The 13,049-nt window shown below is 73.8% G+C and carries 11 protein-coding genes; 3 read left to right on the top strand and 8 right to left on the bottom strand.

All coding sequences use genetic code 11. From position 1 onward, the window contains the following. Positions 1-99: 99 nt before the first annotated feature. Both BLR12_RS24435 and BLR12_RS08955 read right to left on the bottom strand, forming a co-directional pair. The gene (locus BLR12_RS24435; RefSeq protein ID WP_176832418.1) at positions 100-276 is read right to left on the bottom strand and encodes a hypothetical protein; all 177 of its coding nucleotides are present in this window, start codon (positions 274-276) and stop codon (positions 100-102) included. An 83-nt stretch (positions 277-359) separates the two neighbouring features. Beyond that, on the bottom strand, positions 360-881 hold the full coding sequence (locus BLR12_RS08955; RefSeq protein WP_091376338.1) for an Lrp/AsnC family transcriptional regulator: 522 nt from the start codon (positions 879-881) through the stop codon (positions 360-362). A gap of 185 nt (positions 882-1,066) precedes the next feature. Between BLR12_RS08955 and hppD the strand changes: the two genes are divergently transcribed. From hppD to BLR12_RS08940, 3 genes are all read left to right on the top strand, one after another. Further along, on the top strand, positions 1,067-2,272 hold the full coding sequence (gene hppD, locus BLR12_RS08950; protein WP_091376335.1) for a 4-hydroxyphenylpyruvate dioxygenase: 1,206 nt from the start codon (positions 1,067-1,069) through the stop codon (positions 2,270-2,272). Positions 2,273-2,316: 44 nt separating this feature from the next. After that, positions 2,317-2,538 carry a hypothetical protein gene (locus BLR12_RS08945; RefSeq protein ID WP_091376331.1) on the top strand — a complete coding sequence of 74 codons (222 nt, stop codon included), beginning with the start codon at positions 2,317-2,319 and terminating at the stop codon, positions 2,536-2,538. Positions 2,539-2,825: 287 nt separating this feature from the next. Further along, positions 2,826-5,057, top strand: a complete 2,232-nt coding sequence (locus tag BLR12_RS08940; protein WP_091376679.1) for a malate synthase G — start codon at positions 2,826-2,828, stop codon at positions 5,055-5,057. Positions 5,058-5,571: 514 nt separating this feature from the next. On the opposite strand, the gene BLR12_RS08935 is transcribed toward BLR12_RS08940, so the two are convergent. The 6 genes from BLR12_RS08935 to BLR12_RS08910 form a co-directional block, all read right to left on the bottom strand. After that, on the bottom strand, positions 5,572-6,048 hold the full coding sequence (locus BLR12_RS08935) for a DUF5709 domain-containing protein (protein WP_091376328.1): 477 nt from the start codon (positions 6,046-6,048) through the stop codon (positions 5,572-5,574). Between the two features lie 234 nt (positions 6,049-6,282). Further along, positions 6,283-8,199, bottom strand: a complete 1,917-nt coding sequence (ftsH, locus tag BLR12_RS08930) for an ATP-dependent zinc metalloprotease FtsH (RefSeq protein WP_218120590.1) — start codon at positions 8,197-8,199, stop codon at positions 6,283-6,285. A gap of 395 nt (positions 8,200-8,594) precedes the next feature. Continuing rightward, positions 8,595-9,836 (bottom strand): epoxide hydrolase family protein, encoded by a 1,242-nt coding sequence (locus tag BLR12_RS08925; RefSeq protein WP_091376325.1) that lies wholly within the window; start codon positions 9,834-9,836, stop codon positions 8,595-8,597. Positions 9,837-9,923: 87 nt separating this feature from the next. Further along, complete coding sequence (locus BLR12_RS08920) at positions 9,924-11,150, bottom strand: epoxide hydrolase family protein (protein ID WP_091376323.1); 1,227 nt, start codon at positions 11,148-11,150, stop codon at positions 9,924-9,926. 45 nt (positions 11,151-11,195) lie between these two features. Then, the gene (locus BLR12_RS08915; RefSeq protein ID WP_091376321.1) at positions 11,196-12,236 is read right to left on the bottom strand and encodes a thioredoxin family protein; all 1,041 of its coding nucleotides are present in this window, start codon (positions 12,234-12,236) and stop codon (positions 11,196-11,198) included. Between the two features lie 40 nt (positions 12,237-12,276). Beyond that, a complete protein-coding gene (locus tag BLR12_RS08910; RefSeq protein ID WP_091376318.1) occupies positions 12,277-12,942 on the bottom strand; it encodes a DUF6875 domain-containing protein in 666 nt (221 codons plus the stop codon). Positions 12,943-13,049: the final 107 nt, after the last annotated feature.

Raw genomic sequence — 13,049 nt, 5'->3', positions numbered from 1 at the left:
GCTATGGCTCGGCGGCCCTGCTGACCGGCCATCGGGCGGCCACCCGTCCCGTCGGCGCAGCGACGGCGAAGCGAGGCAGGCGGGCGATGGCGGAGCAGGTCATGACCGCTCCTGGAGGGTCGGTTCGGTCAGCGCCGGAGGTCCGGGGCCGCGGTCGTCCGGGCTGGCGGCCCCCACCGGTACCCGGGACAGGAGCACGCCGGCGGCCGAGTCGAACGCCGCGTCCACCCGTTGTCCGTCGCCGGACTCCAGCAGGTCCAGCTGCAGGCCCCGCACCAGCGCGTACAGCGACGTCGCCGTGCTGCGCCCGTTCGTGGTCGCGGCGAGGTGCGTGGCCGGCCGGGTCCGGCGCCGCCACGTCAGGTGCTGCCGGCCTCGGTGTGCATGCCGGAGCGTCCGGCGTCAGGCGTGGCCTCGGACGCCAGGAGAGGCAGGGTGCGCCACGGCACCAGCTGCGAGAGCGCGACGACGCTGGTCGAGCGGACCACGGACGCCGACCTGTTGAGGTCGACGAGGGTCTGCTGGAGGGCCTCGTGGGAGCTGGCGGCCACCCTGCACAGCACGTCCCCGCTGCCGGTGGTGGCATGCGCCTCCAGCACGCCGGGGATGCTCTCCAGGTCCCGCCGGACGTCCTCGATCGCCCCCTGGGCGATCTCCAGGGTGACGAACGCCTGCACGCCGAACCCCGCCGCGCGGACGTCGACGTCCGGCCCGTAGCCGGTGATCACGCCACTGTCCTCCAGGCGCTGCAGCCGCGCGGAGACCGTCCCCCGGGCGACCCCGGTGATCCGGGAGAGCTCGAGGATCCCGGCCCGGCGGTGCTCCTGGAGTGCCGCGACCAGGGCCACGTCCAGAGCGTCGAGTGTTCGTCTGTCGGTCACTCCGGTCGTCCTCCCTGTTCCACGCAGCAGCTTCCCAGCTGGACATCGTGCCCAGCTCGGGTGGTCATCCGCTGTTCCGGTGAGGCGCTCAGCGCAGGGTGAGCGGTGCTGGTTGCGCAGGTCCTCTCCGGTCGTGTCCAGTGGAGCGAGCACCCCGGTGCACCCCTGGGCGAGAGGAGACGAGCATGAGCCTCGAGCAGGCACTGAACGACGAGGAGCGCCTGGCGCAGCTGGACCTCGACCAGCTCAAGCAGCTCGTCGGGCTGGTCGAGTACGACGCCTCCGGCGACCCCTTCCCCGTCTCGGGGTGGGACGCGCTGGTGTGGATCGTGGGCAACGCCACCCAGACCGCGCACTTCTACCAGTCGGCCTTCGGCATGGCGCTGGTCGCCTACTCGGGCCCCGAGACGGGCAACCGGGACCACCTCGCCTACGTCCTGAGGTCCGGCGCGGCTCGCTTCGTCATCACGGGTGCCTACGACCCCGCCAGCCCGCTGGCCGACCACCACCGCGAGCACGGCGACGGCATCGTCGACATCGCCCTGTCGGTCCCGGACGTCGACCGGTGCATCGCGCACGCCGCCGCCCAGGGGGCCACGGTCCTCGAGCAGCCGCACGACCTCAGCGACGGGCACGGCACCGTCCGGATCGGTGCGATCGCCACCTACGGCGACACCCGGCACACCCTGGTCGACCGCTCCCGCTACACCGGCCCGTACCTGCCCGGCTACGTCGCGCGCCGCTCCACCCACGTCAAGCGGGACGGCGCCCCCGAGCGGCTGTTCCAGGCCGTCGACCACGTCGTCGGCAACGTGGAGCTCGGCGCCATGGACCGGTGGGTCGACTTCTACAACCGGGTCATGGGCTTCACCAACATGGCCGAGTTCGTCGGCGAGGACATCGCCACCGACTACTCGGCGCTGATGAGCAAGGTCGTCGCCAACGGCAACCACCGGGTCAAGTTCCCGCTGAACGAGCCGGCGGTCGGCAAGAAGAAGTCCCAGATCGACGAGTACCTGGAGTTCTACGGCGGCCCGGGTGCCCAGCACGTCGCGCTGGCCACCAACGACATCCTCGCCACGGTCGACGCGCTGCGCGCGGAGGGCATCGAGTTCCTCACCACGCCGGACTCCTACTACGAGGACCCGCAGCTGCGGGCGCGCATCGGCGAGGTCCGTGCGCCCATCGAGGAACTGCAGGAGCGCGGCGTCCTGGTCGACCGCGACGAGGACGGCTACCTGCTGCAGATCTTCACCAGGCCGCTCGGCGACCGGCCGACCGTCTTCTTCGAGCTGATCGAGCGGCACGGCTCGCTGGGCTTCGGCATCGGCAACTTCAAGGCGCTGTTCGAGGCGATCGAGCGCGAGCAGGAGAAGCGCGGCAACTTCTGACCCCGGGTACGGCCGGCGGCGGTGACGCCGCCGGCCGTCCGGACGTGCCGCACCCCGACGTCGACCACGGCGGCCAGGACCCACGGGCGGAGATCGTCGACCGTCCCACGGCCGGCAACCACGGGGTGGCCGTCGACCTGGCTCGGCTGCCCGGCATGGTCCGCGGCCACGACGAGGCCGAGCTGCGTGACGTCGACCTCCACCACGAGCGGATGGGGCGGCTCCGGGCCCGGCTGAGCCATGGACGCCTGCGGGGGAGCCGCTGACCATCCTCGGCCAGGCACGATGCAGGTCCGCCGGGACGGCCCGGCGGCGGGCCGGCGTCCGACGGCGTCGAGCTGCGGGACGCCTGCGTCCGCGGGCCGAGGCCGCTCGCGGAGCCGGGCTCCGCGACTCGCCGTCCCCGACACTCGTACCGCCGAGCCCCGCACCTTCCGGGCGGGCGGCGGGCACGGGAACAGGGGCGGGACACGTCGGTGATCCGGCCGGGAGTAGACCTTGACCAGCGGGACGGTGGGTCCCGGGGACGACGAGGGAGACGAGTGTGGAGATCGTGAGCGACGGAACCGCTGACGGAGGACTTCGGATCGACCCCGCGCTGCGGGACTTCGTGGCCGACGAGCTGCTCGTCGGCCTGGACCTGGAGCCGGCGTGGTTCTGGTCGACCGTCGCCGCCCTGCACGAGCGGTTCGCCGGGCGGGTCGACCAGCTGCTGCGCCGCCGGGACGAGCTGCAGGAGCGCATCGACGCGTGGCACCGGGAGAACGGGGCCGGCGACGCCGAGGCGCTGGAGGCGTTCCTGTCCGAGATCGGGTACCTGCTGCCGCTGGAGGAGCCGACGGTCCGGGTGCAGAACGTGGACCGCGAGATCGCCGAGGTGCCCGGTCCCCAGCTGGTGGTCCCGGCGACCGTGCCGCGGTACGCGCTGAACGCCGCGAACGCCCGCTGGGGCTCGCTGTACGACGCGCTCTACGGCACCGACGCCCTGCCCCTGGAGCACGAGCTGGCACCCGGCTACGACGAGCGGCGCGGTGCGCAGGTCATCGCCGAGGCAGACCGCCTGCTCGACCGCTTCTTCCCGCTCGCCGACGGCAGCCACGCGGACGCCGTCGCCTACCGCGTCCCCTCACCCGGGGAACTCGCCGTGGACACCGCCGCCGGCACGACCGGCCTGGCCGATCCTGCCCAGTTCGCCGGCCACCGGCCCGGCGACGGGGACGGCGACCGGCCCAGCGGGGTGCTGCTGCGCCGCCACGGGCTGCACCTGGAGCTGACGGTCGACCCGTCGACACCGGTCGGGAAGCAGCACCACGCCGGGGTGTCCGACGTCGCGCTGGAGTCCGCGGTGACCACCATCGTGGACCTGGAGGACTCCGTCGCCACGGTCGACGGCCCTGACAAGGTGGGCGCCTACCGGACCTGGCTCGGTCTGCGCACGGGGCAGCTGACCGCCAGCTTCGGCAAGGGCGGGCGCACGGTGACGCGCTCGATCCACGGCGACCGCACCTACGTCGGCGCCGACGGCCAGGAGCTCGTCCTCCCCGGCCGGGCGCTGCTGCTCGTGCGCAACGTCGGGCACCACATGCGCCTGGACGCCGTCCGCACCGCCGACGGCGAGCCGTTGCTGGAGGAGGTGCTCGACGCCCTCGTCTCGGCGACCGCCGCGCTGCACGAGCTGCGCGGCGGCGGGCGGTACTCCAACACCCGGACCGGCAGCGTGTACATCGTCAAGCCCAAGATGCACGGCCCCGACGAGGTGTCGCTGTCGGTGGAGCTGCTGGCCGCCGTCGAGGAGGCGCTGGGCCTGGAGCCGACGACGCTCAAGATCGGGATCATGGACGAGGAGAAGCGGACCTCGACCAACCTGGAGACCTGCATCGCCCGCGCGGCCGACCGGGTCATCTTCATCAACACCGGGTTCCTCGACCGCACCGGCGACGAGATCCACACCGACTTCGAGGCCGGCCCCGTCGTCCGCAAGGACGACCAGCGGTCGCAGACCTGGCTGAAGACCTACGAGGACCGCAACGTCGACGTGGCGCTGCGCGCCGGCTTCGCCGGGCAGGCGCAGATCGGCAAGGGCATGTGGGCCAAGCCCGCGGCCATGCGGGAGATGCTCGACACCAAGGGTGGGCACCCGAAGGCCGGGGCGAACACGGCCTGGGTGCCCTCGCCGACCGCCGCGACGCTGCACGCGCTGCACTACCTGGAGACCGACGTGCTCGCGGTGCAGGAGGAGCTGAAGCAGCGCCCCCTGGCCGACCGGCGCGGCCTGCTCGTGCCCCCCGTGCTGCCCGACGGCGGCGCCGCCCTGTCCGAGGAGGAGAAGCGCCACGAGCTGGAGACCAACGCGCAGTCGATCCTGGGCTACGTGGTGCGCTGGGTCGGCCTGGGGATCGGCTGCTCCACCGTGCCGACCCTGGAGGGCGTGGGCCTGATGGAGGACCGCGCGACGCTGCGGATCTCCAGCCAGCAGATCGCGAACTGGCTGCACCACGGCCTGGTCGAGGAGGGCCAGGTCAGGGAGACCTTCGCCCGGATGGCCGCCGTGGTCGACGAGCAGAACGCGAACGAGCCGGGCTACCAGCCGATGTGCGCCGACCTCGACGCCAGCCCGTCCTTCCAGGCCGCGCTGGACCTGGTCTTCTCCGGACGCCGGGAACCCAACGGCTACACCGAGCGGGCGCTGACGACGTGGCGGCAGCGCGCCAAGGCGAGCGACGGCGAGGAGCAGCCGACGCGCGAGGCCGTCCTCTCCGACGAGGCGCCGAGTCCGGCGCCGTGAGCAGCACGGTCCGCAGGCCCCCGGGGACCGAGGGGCCGGCCAGGGGCCGTCGACGTGCCGGGCGGGCCGTGACACCGGACGCCCGTCCGCCCGCCGCCTGCGGTGGAGCCGGTGACCCACCGCCGTCGGCCCGTCGGATCTCGGTCGGGGAGCTCCTCGACCGGACCACCCAGGTCCGGGACAGCGGGGCCGTCGTGATGGCGCCGTAGCCGCACACACACCGGCCCGGAGGACCTGCCGCTGCGGCAGGTCCTCCGGGGTGGTGAGCGCTGTGCCGGCCGCCCGGCGACCCCGGTCTCGGCCTCGGCCGTGACCGGGCCTCGGTCACGTCTCCCGCGTGGTCGGTCCTCCGCGTGCACCAGGGTCAGCGCCCGGCGACGCGGCCGTCGCCCCGGCGGGGGACCGGCATCCCACCCCGCTGGAGCGCGCCGAGCACGCACTCCGCGTCCACGAGGGCCACGGATGGCTCGTGGTGATCGCAGGAGAGCGACCGGGAGCACCGTGACGCCCGCGCTCAGGACGGGTCCCCCCAGGTGGCGAACCGGTCCGCGTCCCGCTCGGGGACGACGTGCACGGCCGCCTCCTCCGCCGAGGCGGCGCCGGAGTCGATGCCGACGTCCGAGGCGTGCAGCTCCGGCTCGTCGTCGTCCCAGCGACCGTCGTCCTCCACGAGCCGCCCGGCACGCCGGTCACCGACCTCGTCGTCGAGTGGTTCGCCGTCGGTGTCCGAGGTGTCGCCGAGGCCGTCGCCCTCGGTGCGGTCGGTCTCCGGCAGCTCGCGGGCGAGGCGACCACTCAGGCTCTCCCCGGTGGACTCCTCCCGCTCGGTGATCCCCCACTCGTCCACGCCCCACGGCCGTTCCGCCGGGGACCAGCCCCTGTCGAGGACGTCCGCGACCCCGTCGAGGTCCTCCAGCGTGTCCCGGGCGTCGAGGACGCCCGAGTCCTCCTCCGGATCCGTCCCGTCGGTACCGAAGATCCCGGTCCCCATGCCGGCACACCTCCCGGTCGGGGGACGGGCGGCCACCGCCCGTGAGGGGCCGGCCGACCGCACGTCCCGTTGGTCCGCCGAGCATCCGGTCCGGCCCGGCAGCCGGGCATCGGTCATCTGACTGGGGGCACCCGCGGCTCGGTCGCGACGGTGGACGTCACCGGCGGCCACACCGTCCTCCTCGACCCGGTCGCCCGACCCACGGGACCCGGGTTCCCGGCACCCGCGGCCCGGTCACCGGTCGGAGAGCAGCGGCTGCCCGGTGCCGGCCACGGCCTCCGCGTCGGGCGGCAGCCCCGGCGCCCGGCGGGCGCCGGGGACCTCCCCGCGGGCGACGGCGGCCGGTGCGGTGTCGCGGGCGACGCCGGCGGCGGCGTACGCCTCGTCCTCGTCGACGGTCTCCCGCTCGAGCAGCGTGTGCGCCAGCCGGTCGAGCCGCTCCCGGTTGCCCCGCAGCGTCTCGACCGCCTCTCCGAAGCACTCCTCGACGAGGCGCCGGACCTCCTCGTCGACGAGTTCCCTGGTGGCCGGCGCGACCCCGTCGAGGCCGAACGGCTGCTCCTGCCCGGGTCGGGGCAGGACGGTGACCGGTCCGACCACCGGGGACATGCCCCAGCGGCCGACCATCTGCCTGGCCAGCTGGGTGGCCTGCTCGAGGTCGCTCTCGGCTCCTGTCGTGACCTCGCCGTAGACGATGCGCTCGGCGGCGCGGCCCCCGAGCGCCCCGGTGATGCGGCCGCGCAGGTACCTCTCCGTGTAGCCGTACCGGTCGGCTTGCGGGGTCTGCACGGTCACGCCGAGCGCCTGCCCCCGCGGGATGATGGTCACGCGGCGCACCGGGTCCGCTCCGGGGGTCAGCATGCCGAGCAGGGCGTGGCCGGACTCGTGGTAGGCGGTGGTGAGCTTCTCCTCGGGCGAGAGCATGATGCCGCGCACGCTGCCCAGCAGGGTCTTCTCCAGTGCCTCGCCGAAGTCGGCGGCGGAGACCAGGTCGCGGTGGTGCCTGGCCGCCGCCAGGGCCGCTTCGTTGACCAGGTTGGCGAGGTCGGCCCCCACCATGCCCGGCGTCGCGGCGGCCAGCCCGGCGAGGTCCACGTCGGGTGCGAGCGGCACGTGCCGGGTGTGCACCTGCAGGATCTCCAGCCGGCCGCTCCGATCGGGTGGGCTGATGCCCACCCGGCGGTCGAAGCGTCCGGGCCGCAGCAGGGCCGGGTCGAGGATCTCCGGGCGGTTGGTGGCCGCCAGGACGACGACGCCCTGGTTGCCCTCGAACCCGTCCATCTCGGTGAGGATCTGGTTGAGCGTCTGCTCCCGCTCATCGACCCCGCCCGCCGAGAAGGAACCGCCACGGGCCCGGCCGATCGCGTCGAGCTCGTCGATGAAGACGATCGACGGCGCCACCTGCTTGGCCTGGTCGAACAGGTCGCGCACCCGGCTGGCGCCGACCCCCACGATCGCCTCGATGAACTCCGAGGCCGAGACGGAGAAGAACGGCACCCCGGCGTCCCCGGCCACGGCCCGGGCGAGCAGCGTCTTCCCGGTGCCCGGCGGGCCGGAGAGCAGCACGCCCCGCGGGATCCGCGCGCCCAGCCGGCTGTAGCGCTGCGGGTCCCGGAGGAAGTCGACGATCTCGCGCACCTCGTGCTCGACCTCGTCGATCCCGGCCACGTCGGCGAACGTCGTCCGCGGCCCGGTCTCCGGCTGGTGACGGGTCGCTCGGGACCGGCCGAAGCTGCCGAGCCCCCCGCTGAGCCCCGAGGCGCTGCGCCGCAGGAACCACAGCAGCAGACCGACGACCAGCAGGGTGGGGCCGAACCCGAGGAGGACCTGCTGCCACAACGGAGGCGGAGCGTCCGGAGGGGTCGCGTTCACCTCGACGCCGTTGTCCTCCAGCGTCCGGAACAGGTCGTCCTCGGCGAACGCGGGGCGCTGGGTGGCGAACGTGGTGACGTCGGTCGCGGTCCCCTCGCCCGCGGTGTAGGACACCGGCCGGTCGAAGACCCCCTGGATCGCGTTGCCGGTCGCGGTGATGGTCTGCACGTTGTCCGCGTCCGCCTGCTCGACGAAGAACGTGTACGAGACGTCGGTGCGCGGCTCCGGACGGACCAGCAGCGACATCAGGACCCAGTTGACGGCCAGCGCCGCCGCCACCCACCACAGGAACCCGCCGCTGCGTGGGCGGTGCGGGGGCTGGTCGCCTCGCCCGCTCGGGGCACCCTCCGTGCGCCACGGCGGTGGCCGGTCGGGCTCGGGTCGGCGCCGGTCCGGTGACCCGCGTCGGGGCCGGCCGGCTTCCGCGGGGTCCTGCCGGTCCGTCGCCATCGGAACCGCCTTCCGGTGTGATCGGCCGTCGCGGTCACGCCGCGGGAGGTGCCGCTCCGGCACCCCGGCCCGGGCGTGCGCCACGAGCGGACCGCGGGGACCAGCACCGCACCGGCCCCTCGGCCGTCGACCTCGTCCGTGCCCGTCGGCCACCGGGGACCCACGGGCAGCGGAGCACCGCCCCGTCGCGGGGGATGTCCTCCGAGACGGTGGGCGCGCCGTGGTCAGCGGCGCGGTCCGGGGATGTCGGGTCCGCGCAGGGACCGGAAGCCCGCGCGCAGCTCCGCCGCGAACAGCTGCGGCTGTTCCCATGCGGCGAAGTGACCGCCCCTGTCGAGCCGGTTGTAGTGGACCAGCTGGGGATAGGCCCGCTCCGTCCAGCTGCGCGGAGCCTCGTACTGCTCGCCGGGGAAGACGCTGACCGCCACCGGGATGGTGACGCCCTTGGCGTCGAAGAAGCCGCCCCGGTACTCCCAGTACAGCCGGGACGCCGAGACGCCGGTGCCGGTCAGCCAGTAGAGCGTGATGTTGTCGAGGACCTCGTCGCGCGTCAGCTCGCCCGTGGCGCTCGTGGTCCGGTCCAGGGCCGCGGCGATCGCCGCGGCCGGCTGGCCGTCGGCGTCGTTGTGGTCCAGCAGCCAGGCGGCCAGGCCGACGGGGGAGTCCGCGATGCCGTACAGGGTCTGCGGGCGGGCAGCCATGTACCTGGCGTACTCGACCTGCCCGAACGTCCTGATCAGCTGCTCGTAGGCGCGTCGCTCCTCGGCCGAGAGGCCGGGCGGCGGGGGGTCGCCCGCCTGTGCGGCGGTGTTGACGTCGGCGGGCACGGTGGCGGGCATGTTGGTGTGGATGCCGAGCAGTCCCGGCGGTTGCTGCAGCCCCATCTGGTCGACGACGAACGCGCCCCAGTCGCCGCCCTGGGCGACGTAGCGGGTGTACCCCAGCCGCTGCACCAGCTCCGCCCAGGCCCGGCCCATGCGCTCGGGGCCCCAGCCCGTGCTCGTCGGCTTGCCGGAGAACCCGTAGCCCGGCATCGACGGGATCACCACGTGGAAGGCGTCGGATGCGCTCGCCCCGTGCGCTGTCGGGTCCACCAGCGGGTCGATGATCTTCAGCTGCTCGATGATCGAGCCGGGCCAGCCGTGGTTGACGACCAGCGGCAGCGCGTCGTCGTGCCGTGACCGCACGTGGACGAAGTGGATGTCCAGCCCGTCGATCTCGGTGACGAACTGCGGCAGCGCGTTCAGTCTCGCCTCGCACCTGCGCCAGTCGTACTCGGTCGCCCAGTGGCGCGCGAGCTCCTGCATGGTCGCCAGCGGCACGCCCTGCGACGAGTCCGGGACCGTCTCCCGGTCGGGCCAGACGGTCGCGGCGATGCGTCTGCGCAGCTCGGTGAGCGCCTCGTCCGGCACGTCCACCCGGAACGGGCGGATGGCCCGGCCCGTCTCTTCTGCGACTGCGGTCATGGTCCTGCCCCTCTGCTGGCGATCTGCGGGGAAACTGCAGGGCGGCGTCAGGGACGGCCGGCGTCCCTGACGCCGCCGGGCCGGTGATCAGCGGCGCGGCTCGGGGACCTGGGGTGCGCGCAGCGGACGGAACGCGGCCTGCAGCTCGGTCGCGAACAGCTCCGGCTCCTCCCAGGCGGCGAAGTGGCCGCCCCGGTCGACCTCGTTGAAGTACGCGAGCGTGGCGTAGCTGTGCTCGGCCCAGCTGCGTGGCGTCCGCCAGATCTCGCCGGGGAACGTGGTGAAGCCGACCGGGACCGAGACCTCCGGTCGGGCCTGGCCCGCAGCGGCCGCCCGGGCGGCGACTCCGAAGTCCTCCCAGTAGGACCGGGCGGCCGAGGCGCCGGTGCCGGTCAGCCAGTACAGCGTGATGTTGTCGAGGACGTGGTCCCGCGTGAGGTTGCCCGCGGGCTGCCCGTCGACGAAGGCGCGGGCGATCTTGTAGTAGCTGTCGGTGTCGTGGTCGAGCAGCCAGGCGGCGAGCGCCACGGGGGAGTCCAGCAGGGCGTAGCCGATCGTCTGGGGCCGGGTGGCCTGCTCCAGGAAGTACGCGAAGCCGCTGGCCTGGAACGTCGAGATCGCCTCGAGCGCCGCACGCTCCTCCTCGGTGTCGCCCGGCAGGGGGCCCGCCAGCGCGGTGACCAGCAGGTTGAGGTGGATGCCGAGCAGACCCTCGGGGGCCTGCCGGCCCATCGCGTCGGTGACGCCGGCGCCGACGTCGCCGCCCTGGGCGACGTACCGGGAGTAGCCGAGGCGGCGCATCAGCTCCGCCCAGGCCTGCCCGACGCGGCCGGAGGTCCAGCCGAGCTCGGTCGGCTCGGCGGAGAAGCCGTAGCCGGGCAGGGACGGCAGCACGAGGTGGAAGGCGTCCTCGGCACGTCCGCCGTGGGCAGCCGGGTCGGTGAGTGGGCCGACGGTCTCGAGCAGCTCGACGACCGAGCCGGGCCAGCCGTGCGTCATGATCAACGGCAGCGCCTCCGCGTGCGGCGACGGCACGTGGACGAAGTGGATGTCCACCCCGTCGATCTCGGTGACGAACTGGGGGAGCGCGTTCAGCTTCCCCTCGCACCGGCGCCAGTCGTAGTCGGTCGTCCAGTAGCGGCAGAGCTCCTGCATCGTCGCCAGCTGCACGCCCTGCTCGCGATCGGTCACCAGCTCCCGGGTGGGCCAGCGCGCCGCGGCGATGCGCCGGCGCATGTCGGCGAGCGCCTCCTCGGGCACGTCCGCGGTGAACGGGCGGATGGCCTGGCCGGTCTCCTGCGCGACTGCGGTCACAGCTGTGCCTCTCTGTGCGGGGGTCGGGATCCGGCGCGGGCCGGCCTAGCCGAAGGTCACGGCGTAGGCCTGCACGCCCGCGTCGAGGAAGGTGATCTCGAACGTGCGCTCCGGCACGGGGCCGCGTTGGCGGACGAGTTGGTACAGCCGCGGCTCCCTCACCGTGCCGGCGCCGTCGTCGTCGACGTCGTCACCGGAGTGCGGGCCCGGCGGGGCTCCGTCGAGGCGCACGCCGAACCGGACCGGAGTCCCGGAGGACGGCGGCGCCAGGACCAGGTGCAGGTCGCGGGCGGTGAACCGGTAGGCGATCCGTCCGCCGGGCTCGTCCAGCCGCACGGCGTCCGGCTGCACCGTCCACGCCCCGTCGAGGGCCCAGGAGCCGGGAGCCAGCCGCGACGGGGTGCTGTAGCGACGCGTCGCGCCGATGGCCGCGAGCTCCGGCGAGGAGAAGCCGTCCGTGCGCTCGGCGCCGAGGTAGTTCTCCGCCGATCCCAGGTCGGCCCAGTCGGCGGGGGCCTCGATGCCGGAGGCGTCGACGGTGACCGGTTCCGGGAGCCGGTCGCCGACACCCGCCTCGCCGAGCAGGTGCCGGATGACCTGCTCGGACTCCTCGTAGGCGCCCTCGCCGAAGTGGGTGAAGCGGATGTCCCCCTGCGCGTCCACGACGTACAGGGCCGGCCAGTACATGTTGGCGAAGGCGGTCCAGATCCCGTAGTCGTCGTCCACGGCGACGGGGTGGGTGATCTGCCGGTCCCCGATCGCCCGGCGGACGTTGTCGACGTCGTGCTCGAACGCGAACTCGGGGGTGTGCACGCCGAGCACGACCAGTCCGGCGTCCCGGTAGGCATCGGCCCAGGCGCGGACGTAGGGCGCGGTGCGCAGCCAGTTGATGCAGGTGTAGGTCCAGAAGTCGACGGCGACCACCCGGCCGCGCAGACCCTCGGTCGTCAGCGGCGGCGAGTTGAGCCATGCGGTGGCCCCGTCCAGGGACGGCATCCTCCCGCCGGTGGGTCGCCGTCCGGGCGCCCAGCCCGGGCCGCGGACCGCCTCGCGGATCGCGGCGAGCAGGGGGTGCGGCGTCTCCATGACGCGTTCCTCCGTCCAGGTGCCGGGAGCGGCCGGGCTGTCAGTCGCGCCGCGCGCGCCAGGGTGAGCGGCGTAGTTGCTCGGCGAGCGCGTGGACTGCGGACGCTCCGAAGCGGTGGGCCCAGTGGTCGAGCCAGTCCGGTTCGTCCAGGAAGAACTCCCAGTCGCCGATCACGCCGCGCCGCACGAACAGGAACGGCACGGGTGACCGGAACGGGTGGAAGCTCGTGTTGTGGATCGCCGTGCCCGCATGGCCCTCGTAGAACGGCCCGAACACGATCCCGTCCTCGACGTACGACGGGGCTGCGACTTCCCGCAGGACCTCGTCGAAGACGCCTCGCGCGCGATCTGCCGACAGGTCGGGGAAGACGACGACGATCACGCTGTGGTCCGCGTCGTCCCCGTCAGTGGGTCCGGTGGCCAGGAAGCGGCTCCTGTAGCCGTTCACGAGCTCGACGACCTGGGGCACGTCCCGGTCGGCGATCCGCTCGGGAGCGAGCCAGAGCGTCCTGCGCTCCAGGGCGCCGGGGACGAAGGGGCACACGGGCCCTGCGCGGCCGAGGTCCTCGTGCGGGCTGACCACGAAGGTCGTGATCCAGTCCGCGACGGCGCGCAGCGCGTCCAGATCGCTCTGCGCGAGCTCACCGGTCCGCCCGACCTCCTCGAGGTCCTCGAGGAGGAAGAGGTCAGTGGTGTGCGTCGACATCCGATCCTCCTGGTGGGAACCCGGGAACGACGGCGCCATCGGCCCAGTGCGCTCGATGCGGCCCGCACCCTGGTCGAGAGCGGTGGGTGGGGAGATGCGGGCAGGGC

This window comes from Geodermatophilus sp. DSM 45219 (assembly GCF_900104025.1).
Taxonomy (GTDB): Bacteria; Actinomycetota; Actinomycetes; order Mycobacteriales; family Geodermatophilaceae; genus Geodermatophilus.
The sequence above is the reverse complement of the archived record's forward strand: the minus strand, read 5'-3'. Positions and strand labels throughout refer to the sequence as shown.

Coding starts and splice junctions, on each gene's coding strand:
- hppD (WP_091376335.1), top strand. CDS start 1,067: ATGAGCCTCGAGCAGGCACTGAACGACGAGGAGCGCCTGGCGCAGCTG.
- BLR12_RS08935 (WP_091376328.1), bottom strand. CDS start 6,048: ATGGGGACCGGGATCTTCGGTACCGACGGGACGGATCCGGAGGAGGAC.
- BLR12_RS08925 (WP_091376325.1), bottom strand. CDS start 9,836: ATGACCGCAGTCGCAGAAGAGACGGGCCGGGCCATCCGCCCGTTCCGG.
- BLR12_RS08915 (WP_091376321.1), bottom strand. CDS start 12,236: ATGGAGACGCCGCACCCCCTGCTCGCCGCGATCCGCGAGGCGGTCCGC.
- BLR12_RS08910 (WP_091376318.1), bottom strand. CDS start 12,942: ATGTCGACGCACACCACTGACCTCTTCCTCCTCGAGGACCTCGAGGAG.